The sequence below is a fragment of the Hydrogenophaga defluvii genome, assembly GCF_042665235.1.
GTDB lineage: Bacteria > Pseudomonadota > Gammaproteobacteria > Burkholderiales > Burkholderiaceae_C > Hydrogenophaga > Hydrogenophaga defluvii_A.
This window is the reverse complement of the sequence record NZ_JBHTBZ010000043.1, coordinates 219,193-239,966: the sequence shown is the minus strand read 5'-3', so window position 1 is coordinate 239,966 and position 20,774 is coordinate 219,193. Positions and strand designations below refer to the sequence as shown.

Here is a 20,774-nt window from a genome sequence, read left to right as displayed (position 1 = left end):
CATGGGGGCGTGTTGCATCGCTCCTCCACAAACCGGACAGATTACTTGCTACGAACCGGACAACTCATTTGCTGCTGACACATGGCGCGATTGTGGGTTGTCCTTGCCGCGCGGAATAACGAGAATCGGACAAGCGATGGCGAACTTGCGCCATCGCGCACCCCACACGCCATGCCCGCCACCCCTCGCCACCTGCGCCAGCCGCCCTTCAGCGACGCGTTGCCGGCGCCCATTTTTTTCCGCGCCACCTGGGTACCGGCCGAAACGGCCTACCCGCAGCACCGCCACGCCTGGGGCGAATTCGTCTATTCCTTCAGCGGCGTGATGGAGGTGAAGCTGGCCGACCGCCACTACACCGCGCCACCGCCCTACGGCATCTGGTTGCCGCCGCAGGTGGAGCACACGGGCCTGAACCACCTGGAGGCCTGCCACTGCTCGCTCTACATCAGCGCCCCCTTGTGTGACCACATGCCACGCGATGCCTGTGTGCTGATCGCCAGCCCGCTGCTGCGTGCGCTGCTGGACCACCTGCGCCAGACGCCGTCCAACGGCCCACCCCCGCCAGAACACGAGCGCCTGCTGCAGGTGGTGGTGGACCAGTTGGCCCAGGCGCCCCGCGCCGGCAGCTACCTGCCCAGCTCTGACGACCCCCTGCTGGCACCGGTGTTGCTGGCGCTGCAGGCCAGCCCGGGCGACAACCGCAGCCTGGCCGAGTGGGCGCAACAGGTGCACACCACCGAGCGCACCCTGGTGCGGCGCTGCCAGCGCGATCTGGGCATGGGCTTGCTGGAGTGGCGCCAGCGCCTGCGCATCGTCAAAGCCCTGCCCCGGCTGGAGGCGGGCGAGAAGATCGAGGCCATCGCGTTCGACCTCGGTTACGCCAGCGTGTCGGCCTTCATCGCCATGTTCCGCCGGCTCATGGGGGTCACGCCCGATGCGTTTCGCAAAGGCAGTGCCGTGGCCACGTCAGTCGCAACACACCCGGTTGCGGCCCTCTGACTTGGCTCGGTAGAGCGCTTTGTCGGCGCGGTGCACCGCTTCTTCCTCGTTTTTGTCGGCGCCCCGTGCCTCCGACACGCCCACGCTGACCGTGACCTCGCCCACCACCGGGAAGGTTTGTGTGGCCACGGCCTGGCGGATTTTTTCGCCCAGCGTGAGGGCGCCGGCCTGCGTGGTGTCGGGCAGCAGCACCAAAAATTCCTCGCCGCCGTAGCGTGCCACGAAGTCGGTGACGCGGGCGGCGCCTTGCAGCACACGCGCCAGTTGGCGCAACACCTCGTCGCCCGTTTCGTGACCATAGGTGTCGTTGATGCGTTTGAAGCGGTCGATGTCGATGAACAACACCGCATAGGGCTGGCCATGGCGTTTCATGCGCAGGAACTCCTGGCGCAGGCGCTCGTTGGTGGACAGCCGGTTGTTCAGTTGGGTCAGCACGTCGGTGTGGCTCAGCCGCTGCAGCGCCTCGTTGGCGGTGGTCAGCGAGGCGGTGCGCGAGGCCACGGCCTCCTCAAGGTGGTGCACGTGCACCAGCCGCGCGTGCTCCAGCGCCAGCTCGGCCTCCTTGCGCGAGGTGATGTTGAGCACGCTGCCACGCACCTCCACCAGTTGGCCCAGCGCATCGCGCACCGGTTCGCCCTTGAGTTGCAGCCACAGCATCTGGCCGTCGCTGCGCCGCGCGGGCACTTCCATCTCATAGGACGTGCTGCCGTTCAGCGCTGCCAAATGGGTTGCCTTGAGCTCCGCCCAGGTGCTGGCGTCGAACACCGTGCCGTGCAGGTCGCGAAATGTGTGCACGTCACGCCCCAACAACTCGCTGACCGACTCGGACACTGTCACCTTGTCGGCTGCGGGTTGGTAGCGCCACACACCAAATCCGGCCAGGCGGTGGGTTTCGTCCAGCTCGGCCGCTCGCGTCGCCAACTGGCGCGCCGTTTGATGCAGCACCTCGCTCACCATGGCACTTTCGCTCAGATACCCCGCCGTTTGCGGCCACGGGGCGCCTTCACGCAGGGCCAAGGCTTGCTGACGGAGTGCCTGCAGTGAGTCGGCGATGCGGCGGGCGGCCAACCAGGCCAGAAGCAGACCCAAGGCCAGCAACGCCACCATGACCAGCCCAAGCACGCCCAGCTTGTGCTTCAGGTGGCGTTCCAGCACCGGCTGAGCGATGCCTATGCCGACGCTCCAGCCCGTGGTGAGTGATCGGCTCCAGGCCGACAACGTCGGCACACCCTCGCGTGTGATGGTGGTCATGATCCCTTCCGGACTGGCCCGGATGCGCGCGATGAAATCGGCTACACCCTTTTGGCCCACATAAGTTTCCGGGGCGATGGTGCGTGCCGCGATGGTGCCCTCGGCGTCGAAGATAGCGGCTAGCTGTTCTTCGGGAAACCGCTGGGAGGCCAGGATGCCGTCGAACTCGTGTGGCAGCAGCCCCAGGCTCAGCACCTGGTGCACCTGGCCGTTGCGCCACACCGGCACATCCACGCTGAGGACAGGGCGGCCCAAAACGCCTCCTGTGTAGATCGACGAGATCACGGCCTGGCCGCTGGTCAACACCCCCAGCACCGAGGTGAGGTTGCCGTGGTGGGGCAAGGCTTCGCCCGGCGCTTTCAGGGTGTTCAGCAGTTGCTGCCCCTGCGGGTCGCTGATCACCACGTTCATGCCCACGCCGGTGGCCATCAGCACCTCGCGGGCGTGGGCGTGAAAGGCGGTCAGATCACCGGTTGCCAGGTGGTCGGAAGCGGCCATCGACAAGGCGCTGGCGCGGGCAATCAGCAACTGGTTGTCCACCGCCCGCACCAGGGCGCGTGCGGTGGTGAGCATGTCGTTTTCGAGTTGCGCCCGGCCCTCGCGGTACTGCAGCGCAAACATCACGCCCGTTCCCACCATGCCCGGCAGCAGGCAGGCCAGCACCAACCACAGCAGCACCGAGCCTATGCGCCAACGGCGAACGGCCGCAGGAGCGGCCGTGGCAGGGGGTATGCGGGGCTTTGTCGACATGGGGCTTACCGGTACGCGCCCCAGTATAGGCACGGGTGCCCCACGCACCCTTGTCCTAGCTCAAGCTGGTGTCACTGCACCTGCTGGATGCCCGCCAGCACCCAGCCGGCGTTACCCTGGCGGGGCTTTGTCAGGTGCCAGACCTCGTCGAAGGAGGTGGTCTGGGCGCTGTCTTCGCGCATGGTGCCGGTGAAGCGCACGCTCACCACGTAGCGCTGGTCGTCCTCGGTCACATCGGTCACGTCGGCTTCCACCGTCAGCACCTCGGTGGTCTGGGTGGCGCCAGCGCGCTCGCGCAGGTCCATCTGCAGTTCGGCAAACATTTCGGGCGTGGTGAAGCCGCGGATGTCGTCCAGGTTGCCGGCGTCGTTGGCGGCTTGCAGGCGGATGAACTGCACCTTGGCGTTGCGCACGAAGGCGGGCACGTCAAAGTCGGCTGGAATGCTGCGCGCGGGTTGTGCACCCAGGTTGGCGCCGATCATGGAGCCGGTCGAAGCCGAACCACCCGCAGGCATGGCGGCGTCGAACGCGCGCGGGGCGGGCGCACCGGCCTGGTTGCCCGCGCCCACGCCGGCGTAGGCCATGCCGTTCTGGCCACCCTGGGCGGCAGCGCGCTTGCGCATGATGAAGCCAATCACCGCGATGACGGCGAAGGCCAGCAGGCCCATCATCAGCATGGAGGCGAGTTCTTCGCCAAAGCCCAGGTGCGAAGCCAGGGCCGCAATGCCCAGACCCGCCGCGATGCCGGCCAGCGGGCCCATCCACGAACGCTTGGGCGCGGCAGCGGCAGCCGTGGCGCCTGCGGCAGCACCCGCCGGGGCGGCAGCGGCGGCGGGCGTGCCCGGGGTTTGTGCCGGGGTGGCGGTGGGGGCTTTTTCGGTGGTGCCCTGGCGCTGCATGCCGGTGGACTTGCCGCCGCCGATGCGCTTGGCCTCGGCATCGCTCATGCCCACGGCCAGGCCCAGCGAGAGGACCAGGGCCAATGCGGAAAGGAATTTCATGGAGTCTCCATCAATGGGTGGTTGAAACACGTTCAGGGTAGCTGAAGTGGCTTTGCGAAAAAACAAGATGATGGCTGATTTATATTCTTAAAAAATTGGAACAAATGGGGTTGGCCAAGTCGGGTAGGCTTGAGGGCACCATGACCCAACTTCCCGTGATCGACGCCTTGCTGCAGGCCCGCCGCAGCGCCACCCCCGCCGACGCCCTGCCGCTGGCGGCCAGTTTGTCCGAACCAGACCAGGCCTACGCCGTGCAGGTGGCCGTGATGGCACAACTCACCGGCCAGCCCGGCGTGCCCCGGCACTGGAAATCGGGCGGCCCCAGCCGCGACCTGCCCCTCACCCACGCGCCGCTGCCGCCCGATGGCGTGTGGGCCAGCCCCGCCACGGCCGGCGACTGGCCCTTTCACCAGCGGGGCATTGAAATCGAAATCGCGCTGCGCCTCGGGGTGGCGGTCGACGCCGCGCAGGCGGCCAGCCTTCAGCCCGACGCGGTGGACCACCTGATCGACGCCATGGCCGTGTCCATCGAAGTGGTGGACTCGCGCTGGCAGCAGGCGTCGGCCGCCGCGCCTTTGCTGCGGCTGGCCGATTTTCAATCGCACGGGGCGTTGGTGCTGGGCAACTGGGTGCCCTATGTTCGGCGCGACTGGGCGGCCCAGACCTGCCGGGTGACGGTGGGCACCCAGCCGCCATTGCAACGCCAGGGCAGCCATTCGCTGGGCGACCCGGCCTGGCTCTTGCCTCAGTGGTTGCAACGTGCCTGCGCCCTCTATGGCGAGGTGCCGGCCGGTACCGTGGTCACCACCGGCACCTGGGTGGGCATCGTGCCGGCCCAGCGCGGCGACGCGGTGGTGGCGGTGTTTGATGGGATTGGCGAGGCCCGCGTGCGGCTCTGATGCGCGCACCCACAGCACTCACACGGCGTCGCTTTCAAACGTAACTTCTTTGGTTCGCCTCGCCGTGCTAAGGCACTGTTGTCGGCTTCCCGGTCGTTCGTTGGCAACCAGCGATTCCATCGTGACCAGGTGATAGCGCCTCGTTCGGCCGACTAGAATTAGTTGACTCGGGCATGCCTTCGCATGGGCCGACCACTCCCAGAACCCCATGTACGCTGCTGCCTGGCCTCCGCTGGCCAACCGTTGATCACTCGCAGATGACGCGGCCGTTCACGTGGCCGCTCGCTGCATCAAGCCTGCCAACGGCCGCCGTTGTGTAGGCCGATGGGTCTCGACCGCCAGAGGCGCGACCGTATTTGCGTCCGCCAGGTCGTGACCCCAGGTTCGTTCACGGAGTTCTCATGTCTGCTTTCAATGCGATGGCCGTTCGCGCCATCCCCTGGATTCCCCGCGCCCTGGTGCGCAAGATCTCGCGCCGCTATATCGCGGGCGCCACGCTCGCCGAAGCCCTCGCGCGCGTTCGACTCCTCAATGCCAACGGCTTTGTTGCGACGCTCGATGTGCTCGGCGAGGCTGCCTCGTCGTTGGCACAGGCACGGCGCGCGACCGACGACAGCCTGCAGGTGCTTGAAGCTGTGCACGCCAGCGGGGTGCGATCGACGCTGTCGGTCAAACCGAGTGCCTTTGGTCTTCTGCTCAATGTCGAACGTTGCCAAGCGCTGCTCGACGAGGTGCTCTCGACAGCTGGCCGACTCGGCAATGCCGTTTGCCTCGACATGGAGGACGCGACCTGCACGCAGCGCGAGATCGATCTGTTCTTGGCTCTGCAGGTACGCCACCCGCACGTTGAGCTCGCGCTTCAGGCCTACCTGCGCCGCACACCTGGCGATCTTGATCGCCTGCTGCCCACTGGCAGCAGCGTGCGGATTTGCAAGGGCATCTACCGCGAGGCGCCAGAGCACCTCGTTGAGGGCTCGGACGATGATCGCGCGGCGATCAACCCGCATTTCCTCGCTCACGTCGAACGCTGCTTCACGGCTGGCGTTTTCGTTGCAGTCGCGACGCACGATGCCGGGCTCATAGACCAAGTGATCGCCCTGGCACGCAAGACCGGCACCGACCCAGCAGCGTTTGAATTCCAGATGCTGCTGGGTGTTTGCGAGCCGTTGCGCGATTCGCTCCGCCAGAAGGGGTTTGTGGTACGCATCTACGTCCCCTTTGGCGCAGCCTGGTACGGCTACAGCACGCGGCGCCTCAAAGAGAACCCGCGTATTGCAGGGTACGTCGCACGAGCGCTGCTGGGCCTCTGATCACAGGCGCTTGGGGTACTGCGCAGTCGCCTCACATGACGGCAGCGCAGAAGATAAAGCGTTGCGCAGACAGCATGCTGGTTGCCAGTTGTGGGGGCATGCCGCTTAACGACGGATGAGGACGTGGTCGTGCTGCACCCTACGCGTGAGGCGAACCCATCTGTTGCGAAGCGGAGAGAGTCACATCAAGATGGGGTCACTGGGTTCACCCCCCCGTTCTGGGCCTGAATGCAAATCCGTATCAGGCAGGCGTTTCCCAGCGCCGCAGGGCGTGCCGCAACCCCCACAGCAGCGGCAGCACACCGGCGCCAACGGCCAGCGCGAGGCCCAGGGTGGCCACATCGGGCAGGGCAAAGCCGAACAGCGTGCGCAATGCCGGCACGCCCAGCACCAGCGCCAGCATGGTCAGTGTGAGCAGCGCCGTCAGCAGCAACGCGCGGTTGTGGCCACCGAAGGCGCCGCGCCAATGCGGCTGGCGCGTGCGGTTGGCCAGCACCAGGGCCAGGTTGGCCAACACCAGGGCCACAAACGCGGCGGCCCGGGCTTCGTCCACCGCCCAGGCGTGCCCGAGCAACACCCCATAGAAGCCGCCCACCCCCAGCAGCGCCACGCTGCCCTGCAGCAGGCTGGTGGCGATCAGCGCGGGCGCGAACAGCGGCGCGTCGGGCCGGCGCGGCGGGCGCAACATGAGGTCGTTTTCGGCTTCCTCGGCCTCGAACACGATGGAGCCCACCGGGTCGATCACGATCTCCAGGAAGGCGATGTGCATGGGCGTGAACAGCAGCGGCCAGCCCAGCACCAGGGGCACCAGCGTGAGGCCGGCGATGGGCACGTGCACGGCCAGCACAAAACGCATGGCCTTGCCCAGGTTGTCGAATATGCGCCGGCCCAGCCGGATGGCCTGCACCAGGGTGCTGAAGTCGTCGTCCAGCAGCACCAGCGAGGCCGATTCGCGCGCCACGTCGGTGCCGCGCCCGCCCATGGCAATGCCGATGTGGGCGGCGCGCAGCGAGGGCGCGTCGTTGACGCCATCGCCGGTCATGGCCACCACCTCGCCGTTGGCCTTGAGCGCTTCCACGATGCGCAGCTTGTGCTGAGGCGCCACCCGCGCAAACACCGCCGTGTGCGCCACCGCCTGGCGCAGGGCCGCGTCGTCCAGGGCCGCCACCTGGGAGCCCAGCAACAGACCCTCGGCGCCGGCGATGCCCGCTTGCCGCGCAATGGCCTGGGCCGTGACCGGGTGGTCACCGGTGATCATCACCACGCGGATGCCGGCTTGTTGGCAGTCGCGCACCGCTTGCGGCACGTTGTCGCGCAGTGGGTCGGCCAGGGCCACCAGGCCCAGCGGCTGGAAGTCGAAGCCCTCGGGCGTGGCCGGCCATTGGCCGGTGCCCCATTCGGCTCGTGCCACGCCCAGCACCCGCTGGCCTTGCGCCGCCAGCGCCTGCGCTTGAGCGAGCCAGAGGTCGGCTTGAGCGGGGGGCAGCCGGCACAACCGCGCCACGGTTTCGGGTGCGCCTTTGATGGCCACCGTGGTGTGGGGCGAACCCGGGGCTTGCCACACGTGGGTCATGGCCGGGCAGTCGGCGCTCAGGCCGTATTCGTGCACCAGCGTCCAGCCCTCGGGCGGGGCGGGCAGGTGCTGACTGCCCAGCGTGTGGAAGGCCCGCTCCATGGGGTCGAAGGGGTCGTTCTCGCTCGCCAGGATGCCGTGGCGCAGCAAGGCGTGGAAGGGCTCGGGCAGCGCGCCGTCGGTGGCGTCCCAGTGCTGAGGTCTGTCCTCGGACAGGCGCACGAGCCGTGCGATCGCCATGCGGTTGACGGTGAGCGTGCCGGTCTTGTCAGTGCACAACACCGTGGCCGAGCCCAGCGCCTCGATGGTGGCGGCGCGTCGCGTGAGCACGCGGTGGCTGGAGAGGCGGTACGCGCCCATGGCCATGAACACGGTCAGGATCAGCAGGAACTCCTGTGGCAGCATGGCCATGGCCATGGTGATGCCGGCCAGCGCCGCGCCCAACCAGTCGCCCAGGGCCCAGGCGTACAGCAAGCCCACCACCACACTCACCAACAGCCCCAACACCGAGAACCACCGCACCATGTGGCGTGTTTGCCGGTGCAGCGGCGTGGCCTCCACGGGCAGGGTGCCCAGCACCTTGCCGATGCGGCCGATGTCGCTGCGCACGCCGGTGGCGGTCACCTCGGCGCGGGCCTGGCCGGCCACCACCAGGGTGCCCGCGAACACCGTGCCGGCGGTGGCGCTGCCGGCCTGTTTGGCCACCGGCAGCGATTCGCCGCTGAGCAGGGATTCGTCCACCCGCAGGTCGTTGGACAGGATCAGCCGCGCGTCGGCGGGCACGCGGTCGCCCTCGGCCAGTTCGATGAGGTCGCCCACCACCAGCTCGGTGCCGGCCACGCGTTGCCGCTCGCCATCGCGCCACACCAGCGCGCGCGGGCTGGTCATGTCGTGCAAGGCCTCCAGCACGCGCTCGGTGCGGCGCTCCTGCACCAGCGTGATGCCAACGATGACCGCCAGGAACGCTAGCAACACCAGGGCCTCGGAGCGCTCGCCGAGCAGCAGGTAAATGCCCACGGCGGCGGCCAGCAACTGAAACATGGGTTCGCGCGCCACCTCCAGCGTGATGCGCCAGGTGGTGCGCTGCGGCGCGCGGGGCAGGGCGTTGGGGCCGTCGGTGCGCAGGCGTTCGGTGGCTTGGGCGCTGCTGAGGCCTGTGGGTGCCGGCGTGGGTGTCGGAGCCTGCGTTGGTGTGCTCGTGGGGTCGGTCATGTCTGCTTTGGTTGTGCCATGGCCTGGCAGGCGCGGCGGTAGGCCAGCAGCGTCTGTTCCGCGCGGCCCAGCACGCTGTCGGGTGGGTAGCTGCCGGCCTCGCGTGTGCCGCAGTCGGCGCCGGTCAGCAAGGCCAGGCCTTCGGCGGCCGTGTCGGCGGTGTGGATGTGGAAGGCGCCTCGCGCCACGGCGTCCACCACGCGTGCGTCCAGCATCAGGTGGCGGCGGTTGCGTGCCGGGATCAACACCCCTTGGTGCCCGGTCAGCCCAGCCCGTTCGCAGGCCTTGAACCAGCCCTCGATTTTTTCGTTGATGCCACCCACCGGCAGCACCTCGCCGTGTTGGTTGATGGCGCCCGTGACCGCAATCGACTGGTCGATGGCCAGCCCCGACAGGTTGGACAGCAGGGCGTAGAACTCGGCGCACGAGGCCGAATCGCCTTCGACCCCGTTGTACTCCTGCTCGAACACCACCGAGGCGTTGAGCGCCAGCGGCGCGATGTGCTCGAACAGCGACGCCAGGTGGCCGTGCAGGATGAGCACGCCTTTGTCGTGGATGGGGCCGGAGAGCTTGACCTCGCGCTCGATGTTGACCAGGCCTTTGTCGCCAGCGTGGGTGCGGGCGCTCACCCGCACCGGGAAGCCAAAGGCGTGGTCGCCCAGGTCGATCACCGTGAGGCCGTTGACCTGGCCCACGGTGTGGCCCTGCAGGCTCATGAGTCGGTCGCCGTCGGTGAGGGTGTCGAGCAGCCGTTCCTCCACCGCGTTGTGCCGGTGCACACGTGCCTGGCGCGCGGCGGCCACGTCGTTGGCGTCCACCAGGTTGGCGCCGCGCTGGCGCGCCAGCATGGCGGCTTCCATCAGCAACACCTCGGTGTGGGCAAAGATGGCGCTTTGGCGGCGCTGGTCTTCGGCTTCGCGGTGGGCGTCTTCCAGCAGGGCCGCCACGGCCGCCGCGCTGAAGTGCGGCAAGCCCAGCCGGCGGCAGGTGTGGGCCACAAAAATGGCGGTGGCCTGGCGCGTGGCGGCCTCGGCGGCAAAGCTGTCGGCAAAGTCCACCTTGCAGCGGAAGCGGCGCGCGAATTCGGGGTCGCCTTCCTGCACCGCGTAGTAGTCCTCCACCGAGGCGATCAGCACCAGCTTGACGTCGGCGTCCACCGGCTCGGGCTCCAGCGACACGGTGGCCATGGGCGAGAAAATGGTGGTGGGCTCTTCGATCTGAAGCCGCCCGCTGCGCAAAAAGCGGCGCAGTTTCTCCCACACCGGTTCGTCGCTGAGCAGGTCGCGCAGGTGCAGCATCAAAAAGCCGCCGTGGGCCTTGAGCAGGCTGCCGGCGCGGATGCGCGAAAAGTCGGTGCTCAGCACGTCTTCCTCGGCCTGGTACTCGATGCAGCCGAACAGCTGGCGGAACACCGGGTTGTCTTCCACCACCACCGGCGCGCCCTCACGGCCGTGGTTGTCCACCACCAGGTTGACGCGCAGCCGCGCCAGCACCTCGGCCAGTGCGGCCAGGCGCGTGGGCTCGTCGTCTTCCATGGGCTGGAACAGCTCCAGGTTTTCCAGCACGTCGTGTTGCACCTGGTCGAGGTAGTTGCCCAGTTTCACGCTGTCCTTGATCTGCTTGCGCAGCTCGCTGCGCATGTCCTGCAGCTCGTGGTCCAGCATGGGCTTGATCATCTGGCGGCGCAACGCGGCCAGGCCCTCGTTCATCACGCGCTCCATGGCGCGGTTGTTCTCCAGGAAACGGCCAATGGCCTGCCGCAGTTCCTCTTCGGCGCGGTCGATTTCGCTGCGCTGCTCTTTGGGCAGCGCCAGGGCCTCTGCTTCGGTCAGCAAGGCGCCTTGCGCGTTGCGCAACGAAAACACCATGTGGCCCTGATCGCGCATCAGGCCAAAATGGCGCGCCTCGGCAAAGGCGCTGAGTTCGGCGTAGGCGTGCTCTTCCTGCGTTTTGTAGGCGCGCACCACACGCTCTTCCTCGGCCTTGAAGTCGGCCCCGGCCAGGCGCTTGGGGATGTCGGTCTGCAGTGTCTTGCTCAGGCGGGTCATGAGCTGGCGCAGCAGGCGCCCTTGCCCCGCGGGCATGCGCAAGGCGCGCGGGTGTTCGGGCGCGTCGAAGTTGTGCAGGTAGCACAGGTCGGGTGGCACCGGGCGCGTGGCCGCCACCGCCTCCATCATCTGTCGCATCAGGGTGGTGCGCCCGCTGCCCACATCGCCCAGCACAAACAGGTGGTAGTCGGGCAGGTCCATCTGCAGGCCAAAGCGGGCCGCCTGTTCCGCGCGCTCCTGGCCGATCCAGGGCAGGGGTTGATCGGCCAGGCCGCTGGTGTCGGCAAAACCCAGGGTCTCGGGCGCAATGCGCAGGCGCAGGTCGTTGGGGGCAAGTTGCTGCAGGCTCATGGGGCCATTGTGCGCCGCGCGGCGTCGAAGCCGTCGCTTGTCCGACAATGCCGCCATGACCCTGCGACTGCGCTGCAACGCTGCCTTTTTTGCTTTGTGCCTGTGCCTGGCTCCGGTGGCCTGGGCGGAATCGCCGCTGGCACCCATCGCCACGCTGGACGTGGCCCGCTACATGGGCACCTGGCACGAGGTGGCGCGTTACCCCAACGTGTTTCAGCGCCGCTGTGTGGCCGACACCAGCGCGCGTTACACCTTGCAAGCCAACGGCCGGGTGGAGGTGCTCAACCGCTGCCGCACGGCCGAGGGCGAGGTGATCGAGGCGCTGGGTGAAGCGCGCCAGTTGGGCGCTGCCGACTCGCCGCGGCTCAAGGTGCGTTTTGCGCCGGCCTGGTTGGGCTGGCTGCCGCTGGTGTGGGGCGATTACTGGGTCATCGACCTTGATGACGCGTACCAGCTCGTGGCGGTCAGCGAGCCGGGACGCGATTACCTGTGGGTGCTCTCGCGCACGCCGCAGGTGGACGCTGCCGCCTACGAGGCGCTGTTGGGGCGCCTGGCCGCGCAGGGCTTTGATCTGAAGCGCCTGGAACGCTCGCCTTCCCGGTGAGTTCTGCCGCGCAGACGCCTAGCGGATGGCGGCGAAACGCTGTTCCATCTCGCGGCGCATGGTCTTGCGCAGTTCGGCGGCCGCGTGGCGGCGGCGCTCGTCGGGCGTGAAGGGCCGCAGCGGCGGCACGGCCTGGGGTTTGCCGCTGTCGTCCACCGCCACCATGGTGAAGAAGCAGCTGTTGACGTGCCGCGTTTCCTGTGTGCGGATGTTCTCGGCCAGCACCTTGATGCCAATTTCCATGGACGAGGTGCCGGTGTGGTTGACCGAGGCCAGGAAGGTGACGAGTTCGCCCACATGGATGGGCTGGCGGAACACCACCTGGTCCACGCTGAGCGTGACCGCATAGGTGCCGGCGTAGCGGCTGGCGCAGGCGTAGGCCACCTGGTCGAGCAGCTTGAGCAGGCTGCCGCCATGCACCTTGCCCGAAAAGTTGGCGGTGTCCGGGGTCATGAGCACGGTCATGCTCAGTTGGTGGGCGGGCAGTTCCATGGCGTGTGTCCTTCGCCGCCATTGTCGCCGTTGGCCGATGGGGCAGCGGGGTCGGAAACTACGGATGCCGGCTCCGTCAGGCCTCTTCGGCGGTCAGCACACGCACCAGCATCTCGCGTTGTACCTGCACCGTGCGCAGGCCGGGCGTTTGCAGCACCCCTTCGCGCCGCAGGGCGCTGATCAGGCGGCTGGCGGTTTCCACCGACATGTCCAGCATGGCACCCATCTCATCGCGCGACGGCAGCCAGATCTCGCCCTGGGCGCTGGTGTAGTCGCACAGCTTGAGCAGCAGGCGCAGCATGCGGCGACGCGCCGGGCCGGTGGTCAGGTCCGTCACCCAGGTCTCGGCCGCGTCCAGCGCGTTTTGCCAGCGGCGCATGAGTTCGTGCAACAGGGCCGGTTCGCGCGCGCTCATCTCATGGAGCAAATGGCAGGGGATGCGGCACAGCTCGACCTCGGTGCAGGCCACCGCGTCGTCACCGTGTGCCCGTTGAACCACGCTCTCCTGGCCAATCAGGTCGCCCGCGCCGGCCAGGCGCACGATGCGCCGGTCGCCACGTTCGGTGACGCGTTCGAAACGCACCACGCCGCTGCGCACGGTGTAGACCGCCGCGCCCTGTTCACCGCGCTGGTACACGGTGTCCCCAGGCGCCAGGGTCAGCGAGGCGATGTGGCTGTGGATCTGGTCCAGGCCGGCTTCGTCGAGGGCGCCGAACAAGGCCGAGCGCCGCACCTCGCACTGCGCACACACGCGGGCCTGCGGGTGGCTGTTGTCCTGCCGGTAGAGCGGGATGACCTGGGCGTGGGCTGGGCTCACTTCAGTGGCCCCTTGGCGGCGCCCGGCTTGACCATGGGCCAGCCCCGTCGCGCCCATTCGCTCATGCCGCCGTTGACGTACTGCACGTGGTGGTAGCCACGGTCTTTCAGCGCCTGCTGCACCGCACGCGAGCGGTTTTGGGTGTTGCAGATCAGCAGCACCGGACGGCTGCTGTCTTTGGGTATTTCGTTCAGGCGCGCGGCCAGCTGGCGCATGGGCAGCAGCTGCGCGCCGGCGGCCACACCGGTGGCGTGTTCGTCGGGCTCGCGGATGTCGATCAGCGTCACCTTGCCGGCCTCAAAGGCAGCGCGGGCGGCCTCCAGCGACACGGCCGGGCCGCCTTGGGCCAGCACCGGCCATGACACCGTCCACCCGCAGGTGACCAGCCAAGTGAAAACGGAGCGGCGGGTGGGCATCATGGGCGGCTCAGGCGGAGGTGGGCACCATGGCCGCCGGCGCCGGCTCGGCCACCAGCAGGCTGCCGCGACGCAGGCCTTGCACCGTGCCCAGCACCAGGGCGGCGATGACGATGGAGGTGAGCGCCAGCACCACCACGCCGAGGTGGGCGAAGGCGGGGGCGGCGTTTTCCGACAGGCGCAGCGTGAGCGCCGTGAAGGCCGCCAGCGGAAAGGACAGGCCCCAGAAGGCGATGGAGAAGGGCTGGGCCACCACGCGTTTGAACAGCGTGGCCGACCAGCACAGGAAAAACAGGCCCAGGCCCCACAAGGCCCAGCCCAGCAGGGGTGGTGCACCCAGCTGCAGCACGCCCAGGCCGATCACCGACGGCGGCGCGACGGTGATGAAGGTGGCCGCCAGCATGCGGTCGGGCCACAGGCCGATCTGCCCCAGGCGCACCGCCAGCAGCATGAGCGTGACCGGCCACAAGACCACGCCCACACCGAACTGGGCGGCCGACCATTCGGGTTGGCCCAGCGCCACACCGGCCAGGGGCGTGAGCACGTTGCCGACGATGGGGATGAACAGCACCGGCGTGATGCCGGCCCAGACAAAGCCGCCTTCGCGGTTGCCTTTGAGCCAGCGCGCCATCACCCACACGGTGACGGCAAACTGCGCCACCGCACCCAGCATCCACACCGCCAGCGCCAGTTGGGAGGGGCCAGTCAGGGTGGTGGCCACGGTGGCCAGCAGCACCACAGACGCGGGGATGGCCGCCACAAAGGCGTGTCGAATCGGATGGCGCAGGTCCTCCACCACCGCCTCGGGGTGGCGCTGCAGACGCAGCAGCGACAGGCCCCCCAGCACCACAAACACCGCCAGCGCGAGCGCACCCACCGCCAGCGCGATGGCGCCGGCCAGTTCGCCCAGGCTGGGCACCGCCCGCGACCAGGCCAGTGACAGACCACACAGTCCCATGGCGATGGCAAACCAGCCGGGCACGAGGAACTTGAGCGGGGTGGGCGAGGGGGCGGCGGTCATGGGGCGAGGTTTCAGTGCGTTGAGAGGCTGGTGTCGTCGAGCGCGCCGGCCAGTTGCCACAGGCGCAACTGGTCCAGCGCCACGGCGCTGCGCCATTGTGTCAGCGCCAGTTCGGCCGCGCTGGCGTCGCTTTCGGCGTTGAGCAGTTCCAGTGTGGTGCGGTGGCCCACCTGGCGGCCCAGACGGGTGGCGTCCAGACGCGCCAGGCTGGCTTCGCGCGCCGCCAGCAGCGCGGCACCCCGACCTTCTGCAGCTTGCAGCCGCAGCCAAAGGGCACGGGTTTGCTGCGCAATCTGTTGTTGCGTGCGGTCCAGCTCGGCCTGGGCTTGTTGCAGTTGACCGGCCAGCTCCAGGGCGCGGGCAGCGCGTTGCCCGCCGGTGTAGATCGGCACGTTGACTTGGATGCCAGCCATGTATTGCGTGCCACTCATGGCAGAACTGCCCAGCGCACCAGTGCCCGGCCCGCTGCCACTGAGGTGGTCGCGGCCGGCTTGGGCCACCAGGTCCACCGTGGTGCCCGCGCCGCGTTCGGCCTTGGCCAGTTCCTGCTGTGCATTGGCCACGGCCAGGGCCTGTTGGCGCAGTTGCGGGTTTTGCGCGCGGGCGCGTTCCAGCCAGGCCGCCAGGTCGCCGACCAGTGTGGTTGCTGCGTTGGGCAGGGCCATGTCGGCCATCGCTGCGTCGTTCCAGCCGGTGCTGTCGGCCAGGGCGCGGCGCGCCACCTGTTGGTCCACTTCGGCGGCCAGCACCTGTGCACGCAGGGCTTCGGCGCGGGCGCGGGCTTCATGGCTGTCGGTGATGGGCTGGTCGCCAAGCTTGAAGCGGTCCTGCGCCTCGACCAGTGCCTTGTCCACCGACACCTGCTGCTGTTTGAGCAGTTGCAGGTGCGCCCCCGCCAGGGCGACGGCGTGGTAGCGCTCGGCGGTCTTGAGCATCAGTTGCTGCTCGGTGGCGGCCCATTGCAGATCACCGGCGTCGCCCGCCAGTTCGAGCTGGCGGGCTTGTGCCGTGCGCTCGGGACTGTAGAGCGGCAGGCGTGCGCCCACGCTCCAGCGGTAGCCGGCGCCGGCGTCCACCGCGCTGCGGAAGGACGCGCCGTCCACCTGACCAAAGCCGGGCGCCGAAAAGCTGGCGCCACCCATGCGGTTGTCCGCGCCCATGAGGCCAGCGCTGGCGCTGGCACCCACGGTGGGGCGCCACAGCGCACGGGCTTGCTGGCGGCGTGCGTCGCCGGTCTGGCGCGCGGCCTGGGCCACGGCCATGTCGGGGTCGTGCTGGCGGGCGGCCAACCAGGCCTGCGGCAATGTGCCCGCAGAGGCCAGACCGCCCCAGGCCAGCAGCAGCGCGGCGCCAAGTGGCTTGATGTGCATGGTGTGGCCTCGGTCAGTCGGCGCGCTTGAGGCCGAGTTTGGCCAGGATCGATTCCATAAGGCACCACTTGGTCAGGCCGCTTTGCAGCAGGTTGACGCCGACAAAAGCGGTGAAGGCCAGGAACCACTGGTTCACAAACAGGGGGCTGCCGGGAATGCCCAGGGCCAGGGACAGGAGGATGAAGGCGCCAGCGACGACACGAACGGTTTGCCAGGTGGTCATGAGAGTGCTCCTAAAAAAGCGGTTGAAAAATCGAAGTCAGGCCTGGGCCGGTGCCGCGTGTTGCTTGCGGTAGGCCGCGTAGTACAGCGTGGGAATCACCACCAGGGTGAGCACGGTGGAGACGAAGATGCCGAAGATCAGCGAGATCGCCAGGCCGTTGAAGATGGGGTCGTCCAGGATGAAGAAGGCGCCGGCCATGGCGGCCAGGCCGGTCAGCATGATGGGCTGGGCGCGTGTGATGGCCGATTGCACGATGGCGGTTTTAAAGGGCACGCCTTCGCGCACTTGCAGGTGGATGAAGTCCACGAGCAGGATGGAGTTGCGCACGATGATGCCGGCCAGCGCGATCATGCCGATCATGCTGGTGGCGGTGTACTGCGCGCCCAGCAGCGCGTGGCCCGGCATCACGCCGATGATGGTCAGCGGGATGGGCGCCATGATGATCAGCGGCGTGAGGTAGCTGCCAAATTGCGCCACCACCAGCAGGTAGATCAGCACCAGGCCCACGGCGTAGGCGGCACCCATGTCGCGGAAGGTTTCATACGTCACCTGCCATTCACCGTCCCACTTGAGGGCGTAGCCGCGCCAGGGGTCGGACGGCTGGCTGATGAAGAACTCCTCCAGCTGGCCGCCGTCGGGGGCCTGGATGGCGTTGATCTCGCTGCGCATCTGGAACATGCCGTACAGCGGGCTGTCGATCTGGCCGGCCATGTCGGCCACCACAAAGTTCACCGGCAGCAAGTCCTTGTGGTAGATCGGTTGCTCGCGTTCGCTGTCGCTCACGGTCACCAGTTCGCGGATGGGCACGGCCTGGCCCGAAGACGCGCGCACGCTGAGTTGCAGCAAGGCGTCGAGGTCGCCGTGGCGCTCGGGGGGCAACTGGATGTAGGCCGACACGGGGTACTTGCTGCCTTCGTGCAGGTGGGTCACGGCCTCGCCCGTGAGGCCTGCGCGCAGCGTGCTCACGATGGCGGCCTGGGGCACACCCAGCAAGCCGGCCTTGCGGCGGTCCACCACCAGCAGCTTGCGGGGTGCGCTGGCGATGCTGCTGTCGTCCACGTCCACCACGTTGGCGGTTTTTTCGAACACGGCGCGCACGGCTTTCGCCACCTCGCGTCGGCCGTCGGACTCCGGGCCATAAATTTCGGCCACGATGGGCGAGAGCACGGGCGGGCCGGGCGGCACTTCCACCACCTTCACGTTGGCGCCAAAACGCGCACCGATGTTTTGCAGCTCAGGCCGCACGCGGGTGGCGATGGCGTGGCTCTGGTCTTTGCGCTGGGCCTTGTCCACCAGGTTGACCTGGATGTCGCCCACATGCCCTCCGGCGCGCAGGTAGTACTGGCGCACCAGCCCGTTGAAGTTGATGGGTGCGGCGGTGCCGGCGTAGGCCTGGTAGTCGGTCACCTCGGGCTGCTTCGCCAGGTGGGCGCCCAGTTCGCGCAGCACGGCGGCGGTTTTTTCCACCGGTGTGCCCGCGGGCATGTCCACCACCACCTGGAACTCCGACTTGTTGTCGAAGGGCAGCATCTTGAGCAGCACCAGGCCGGAGGCGGGCAGCGCCACCGACAGGGCAATCAGCAAGGCCACACCCAGGCCCAGCAGCTTGCGGTTGCGGCCACCGCGCTGGTCGTCGAGCAGGGGCTGGAACACACGTTCGAACAGGGGTGCGAGCTTGGCGCTGATGCCGCTGTGGGTGGGGGTGCCATCCGCGTGTTCACCGCCCGGGTGGGCCTTCATCCACAGCCGCGCCAGCCAGGGCGTGACCACAAAGGCAATGGCCAGCGACAACAGCATGCCCATGCTGGCGTTGATGGGGATGGGGCTCATATAGGGGCCCATGAGGCCGCTCACAAAGGCCATGGGCAGCAGGGCCGCAATCACGGTCAGCGTGGCCAGGATGGTGGGGCCACCCACCTCGTCCACCGCGCCGGGGATGATCTCGGCCAGCGTTTTGCCGGGGAACAGCTGCTGGTGGCGGTGGATGTTTTCCACCACCACGATGGCGTCGTCCACCAGGATGCCGATGGAGAAGATGAGCGCGAACAGCGACACCCGGTTGAGCGTGAAACCCCAGGCCCAGGAGGCGAACAGTGTGACCGTGAGTGTGAGGATGACGGCCGCACCCACGATGGCGGCCTCGCGTTTGCCCAGGGGGATGAACACCAGCGCCACCACCGAGGCGGTGGCGAACAGCAGCTTCTTGATGAGTTGCTGCGCCTTGTCGTTGGCGGTGGCGCCGTAGTTGCGCGTTTCGGCCACCTGCACGTTGTCCGGGATGACGGTGTTGCGCAACGCGTCCACACGCTGCATCACCGCGTTGGCCACGTCGATGGCGTTTTCACCCGGCTTCTTGGTGATGGCCAGCGTGACGGCGGTGTGTTCGGTACTGCCGTTGGCTTGCGCCGTGCCATGCCACACGTAGCTGGCAGCGGGCAGGGGGCCGTCGCTGACCTCGGCCACGTCTTTCAGAAACACCGGCTTGCCGCCGCGCACGCTGACCACCAGGTCGGCCACCTCGCTGGCGCGCGACAGGTAGGGGCCGGCCTCGATGGCCACACTCTGGTTGGCGCCCAGCAGCTCGCCCACGGGCAGGCCCAGGTTGGCCGATTGCAGGGCCTGGCGCAACTCATGCACCGTCACACCCGTGCCGTTCATGCGCGCCGGATCGATGGCCACCCGCACCACACGGCCAGGTCCACCGATGGTCACCACCTCGCGGGTGCCGGGCACACGCTTGATCTCGGTCTCGATGCTGTGTGCCACACGCTCCAGGTCAAACGCGGTGGCGTCGGCATCCTGACTGAACAGCGTCAGGCTGACGATGGGCACGTCGTCGATGCCCTTGGGTTTGATGATGGGGTCGAGCACGCCCAGGTTGCGTGGCAGCCAGTCGGCGTTGGCGCGTATGGTGTCGTGCAGGCGCACCAGGGCTTCGGTGCGCGGCACGCCCACCTCGAACTGCACCGTCAGCACCGCCAAACCGGGGTGCGACACCGACATGATGTGTTCCACGCCAGCGATCTGCGACAACACCTGTTCGCCCGGTGTGGCCACCATCGCCTCCACGTCGCGCACCGAAGCACCGGGGAAGGGCACGATGACGTTGGCCATGGTCACGTTGATTTGTGGCTCTTCTTCACGTGGCGTGACCAGCACCGCGAAGATGCCCAGCAGCAGTGCCACCAGCGCCAACAGCGGCGTGATCTGCGCGCTCTGGAACAGGCCGGCGATGCGGCCCGAGATGCCCATGCGTTCGGGGGTGTTCATGGTGTGTCCTCGGCTCAGCGGGCGGCTGCCGGCGTGGTGGCGCGGGCCGCGGCCTGCGCATCGGTGGCCACCGGTTCACCGGCGCTCAGGCCGCTGAGCACTTCCACCTGTGTGCCGCTGGGTGCGCCCAGGCGCACCTGGCGCAGGCGGGCGGCGCCTTTGTCGTCCAGCACATAGACGCCGGTCATCTCGCCCCGGCGCACCACGGCGCTGGCCGGCACCCACAGGCTGGGTTGGGGTGTGCCAACCCCTGGCTGCGCGGCCGGCAGCCACACCCGGGCGAACATGCCGGGCACGATGCCACGCAGGTTGTCGGGCAAAGACACCCGCAACTGGGCCGTGTGGGTGGCCGCGTCCACCGTTGGCAGCAGTTGCACCTGGGTGGCCGCCTGCGGGCCGTTGAGCGTGGGCAGGCCGGGAATTTCGAAACGCACGCCCTGGGGGCTTTGGCCCAGGCCGTTCAGCAGGGTCTGGGGCACGGCGGCCGTCACGCGCAGCGCGCTGGGGTCGTGCAGGGTGATCAGCGGGCGGCCCGGCATGGCCATGTCGCCCAGCGTCACCGGCACCTCGCTCACCACGCCAGCGTAGGGCGCGTTGAGCACAAAAAAGCCCGACTGCGTCTGCGCCGCGCGGGTTTGTGCCTGCAAGGCGTTCACCTGCGCCTGGGCGGCGCGGTACTGGGCCTGTGCGCGGTCGAGCGCACCCTGGCTGATGTAGTTCTTGGCAAACAGCTGCTGCTGGCGTTCGTATTCGGTGGCGGCCACGTTCAGCGAAGCCTGTGCGGCCTCGACCTGTGCGGCGCTGCCGGCCACGTTTTGCTGCGCTGCGCGGGCGTCGATGCGCAGCAATTCCTGCCCGGCCTTGACCGTGTCGCCCGCCTTGACGCGCAGCGCCACGATGGCCCCCGGCACCTGGGCCGACAGCGTGGTCTGGCGCACCGCCTCGACCACGGCGTTGAGCGATACAGCGGCGCCAGCACCGCCCTGGGCGGTCACGGGGGTGGTGGCCAGGCCGTTGGACAGGACGGGGCCGGCGGCCAGCAGGCTGGCCAGGCCCAGCAGCAGCGACAGGGCGGTGGTGTGTGTGTACATGGGGTGCTCCGGGGACGGGTGGTCGCCAAAAAATCCGAACATCAATATTTAATTGATTGATTAATTGCGCAATGAT

General features: G+C 68.2%; 16 protein-coding genes. 4 read left to right on the top strand and 12 right to left on the bottom strand.

Going from position 1 to position 20,774, the window contains the following annotated elements; genetic code table 11:
• Positions 1-171 precede the first annotated feature (171 nt).
• Complete coding sequence (locus ACFQU0_RS15420) at positions 172-999, top strand: AraC family transcriptional regulator (RefSeq protein WP_382202310.1); 828 nt, start codon at positions 172-174, stop codon at positions 997-999.
• Here ACFQU0_RS15420 and ACFQU0_RS15415 read toward each other — a convergent pair.
• Complete coding sequence (locus ACFQU0_RS15415) at positions 967-3,000, bottom strand: sensor domain-containing diguanylate cyclase (RefSeq protein WP_382202308.1); 2,034 nt, start codon at positions 2,998-3,000, stop codon at positions 967-969. The genes ACFQU0_RS15420 and ACFQU0_RS15415 overlap by 33 nt on opposite strands.
• Positions 3,001-3,071: 71 nt before the next feature.
• Positions 3,072-4,001: a Tim44 domain-containing protein gene (locus ACFQU0_RS15410; protein WP_382202307.1), complete on the bottom strand. Its 930-nt coding sequence runs from the start codon at positions 3,999-4,001 to the stop codon at positions 3,072-3,074.
• Between the two features lie 140 nt (positions 4,002-4,141).
• On the opposite strand from ACFQU0_RS15410, the gene ACFQU0_RS15405 reads away from it, so the two are divergent.
• Both ACFQU0_RS15405 and ACFQU0_RS15400 read left to right on the top strand, forming a co-directional pair.
• On the top strand, positions 4,142-4,900 hold the full coding sequence (locus tag ACFQU0_RS15405; protein ID WP_382202305.1) for a fumarylacetoacetate hydrolase family protein: 759 nt from the start codon (positions 4,142-4,144) through the stop codon (positions 4,898-4,900).
• 401 nt (positions 4,901-5,301) lie between these two features.
• Complete coding sequence (locus ACFQU0_RS15400; protein ID WP_382202303.1) at positions 5,302-6,210, top strand: proline dehydrogenase family protein; 909 nt, start codon at positions 5,302-5,304, stop codon at positions 6,208-6,210.
• A gap of 241 nt (positions 6,211-6,451) precedes the next feature.
• Here ACFQU0_RS15400 and ACFQU0_RS15395 read toward each other — a convergent pair whose 3' ends face one another.
• Together ACFQU0_RS15395 and ACFQU0_RS15390 are read right to left on the bottom strand one after the other, a co-directional pair.
• Positions 6,452-8,995, bottom strand: coding sequence for a cation-translocating P-type ATPase (locus ACFQU0_RS15395; protein ID WP_382202302.1), 2,544 nt, complete (start codon positions 8,993-8,995; stop codon positions 6,452-6,454).
• Positions 8,992-11,394, bottom strand: coding sequence for a Lon protease family protein (locus ACFQU0_RS15390; protein WP_382202300.1), 2,403 nt, complete (start codon positions 11,392-11,394; stop codon positions 8,992-8,994). The genes ACFQU0_RS15395 and ACFQU0_RS15390 overlap by 4 nt, the downstream gene beginning before the upstream one ends.
• A gap of 55 nt (positions 11,395-11,449) precedes the next feature.
• On the opposite strand from ACFQU0_RS15390, the gene ACFQU0_RS15385 reads away from it, so the two are divergent.
• Positions 11,450-11,998, top strand: coding sequence for a lipocalin family protein (locus tag ACFQU0_RS15385; protein ID WP_382202298.1), 549 nt, complete (start codon positions 11,450-11,452; stop codon positions 11,996-11,998).
• 18 nt (positions 11,999-12,016) lie between these two features.
• On the opposite strand, the gene ACFQU0_RS15380 is transcribed toward ACFQU0_RS15385, so the two are convergent.
• From ACFQU0_RS15380 to ACFQU0_RS15345, 8 genes are all read right to left on the bottom strand, one after another.
• Entirely contained in the window at positions 12,017-12,490 is a 474-nt protein-coding gene (locus ACFQU0_RS15380; protein WP_382202296.1) for an acyl-CoA thioesterase, read from the bottom strand.
• A 76-nt stretch (positions 12,491-12,566) separates the two neighbouring features.
• Positions 12,567-13,307, bottom strand: a complete 741-nt coding sequence (locus ACFQU0_RS15375; protein WP_382202294.1) for a Crp/Fnr family transcriptional regulator — start codon at positions 13,305-13,307, stop codon at positions 12,567-12,569.
• Complete coding sequence (locus ACFQU0_RS15370; RefSeq protein WP_382202292.1) at positions 13,304-13,726, bottom strand: rhodanese-like domain-containing protein; 423 nt, start codon at positions 13,724-13,726, stop codon at positions 13,304-13,306. Before ACFQU0_RS15370 ends, ACFQU0_RS15375 begins: the two co-directional genes overlap by 4 nt.
• 7 nt (positions 13,727-13,733) lie before the next feature.
• Complete coding sequence (locus tag ACFQU0_RS15365; protein WP_382202291.1) at positions 13,734-14,744, bottom strand: SLAC1 anion channel family protein; 1,011 nt, start codon at positions 14,742-14,744, stop codon at positions 13,734-13,736.
• Positions 14,745-14,755: 11 nt separating this feature from the next.
• Entirely contained in the window at positions 14,756-16,114 is a 1,359-nt protein-coding gene (locus ACFQU0_RS15360; RefSeq protein WP_382202289.1) for a TolC family protein, read from the bottom strand.
• 13 nt (positions 16,115-16,127) lie between these two features.
• Positions 16,128-16,337 carry a YgaP family membrane protein gene (locus tag ACFQU0_RS15355; RefSeq protein ID WP_382202287.1) on the bottom strand — a complete coding sequence of 70 codons (210 nt, stop codon included), beginning with the start codon at positions 16,335-16,337 and terminating at the stop codon, positions 16,128-16,130.
• Positions 16,338-16,373: 36 nt separating this feature from the next.
• A complete protein-coding gene (locus ACFQU0_RS15350) occupies positions 16,374-19,607 on the bottom strand; it encodes an efflux RND transporter permease subunit (protein WP_382202285.1) in 3,234 nt (1,077 codons plus the stop codon).
• A 14-nt stretch (positions 19,608-19,621) separates the two neighbouring features.
• On the bottom strand, positions 19,622-20,698 hold the full coding sequence (locus tag ACFQU0_RS15345; protein ID WP_382202283.1) for an efflux RND transporter periplasmic adaptor subunit: 1,077 nt from the start codon (positions 20,696-20,698) through the stop codon (positions 19,622-19,624).
• Positions 20,699-20,774 lie beyond the last annotated feature (76 nt).

Coding starts and splice junctions, on each gene's coding strand:
- ACFQU0_RS15420 (WP_382202310.1), top strand. CDS start 172: ATGCCCGCCACCCCTCGCCACCTGCGCCAGCCGCCCTTCAGCGACGCG.
- ACFQU0_RS15415 (WP_382202308.1), bottom strand. CDS start 3,000: ATGTCGACAAAGCCCCGCATACCCCCTGCCACGGCCGCTCCTGCGGCC.
- ACFQU0_RS15410 (WP_382202307.1), bottom strand. CDS start 4,001: ATGAAATTCCTTTCCGCATTGGCCCTGGTCCTCTCGCTGGGCCTGGCC.
- ACFQU0_RS15405 (WP_382202305.1), top strand. CDS start 4,142: ATGACCCAACTTCCCGTGATCGACGCCTTGCTGCAGGCCCGCCGCAGC.
- ACFQU0_RS15400 (WP_382202303.1), top strand. CDS start 5,302: ATGTCTGCTTTCAATGCGATGGCCGTTCGCGCCATCCCCTGGATTCCC.
- ACFQU0_RS15395 (WP_382202302.1), bottom strand. CDS start 8,995: ATGACCGACCCCACGAGCACACCAACGCAGGCTCCGACACCCACGCCG.
- ACFQU0_RS15390 (WP_382202300.1), bottom strand. CDS start 11,394: ATGAGCCTGCAGCAACTTGCCCCCAACGACCTGCGCCTGCGCATTGCG.
- ACFQU0_RS15385 (WP_382202298.1), top strand. CDS start 11,450: ATGACCCTGCGACTGCGCTGCAACGCTGCCTTTTTTGCTTTGTGCCTG.
- ACFQU0_RS15380 (WP_382202296.1), bottom strand. CDS start 12,490: ATGGAACTGCCCGCCCACCAACTGAGCATGACCGTGCTCATGACCCCG.
- ACFQU0_RS15370 (WP_382202292.1), bottom strand. CDS start 13,726: ATGATGCCCACCCGCCGCTCCGTTTTCACTTGGCTGGTCACCTGCGGG.
- ACFQU0_RS15365 (WP_382202291.1), bottom strand. CDS start 14,744: ATGACCGCCGCCCCCTCGCCCACCCCGCTCAAGTTCCTCGTGCCCGGC.
- ACFQU0_RS15360 (WP_382202289.1), bottom strand. CDS start 16,114: ATGCACATCAAGCCACTTGGCGCCGCGCTGCTGCTGGCCTGGGGCGGT.
- ACFQU0_RS15355 (WP_382202287.1), bottom strand. CDS start 16,337: ATGACCACCTGGCAAACCGTTCGTGTCGTCGCTGGCGCCTTCATCCTC.
- ACFQU0_RS15350 (WP_382202285.1), bottom strand. CDS start 19,607: ATGAACACCCCCGAACGCATGGGCATCTCGGGCCGCATCGCCGGCCTG.
- ACFQU0_RS15345 (WP_382202283.1), bottom strand. CDS start 20,698: ATGTACACACACACCACCGCCCTGTCGCTGCTGCTGGGCCTGGCCAGC.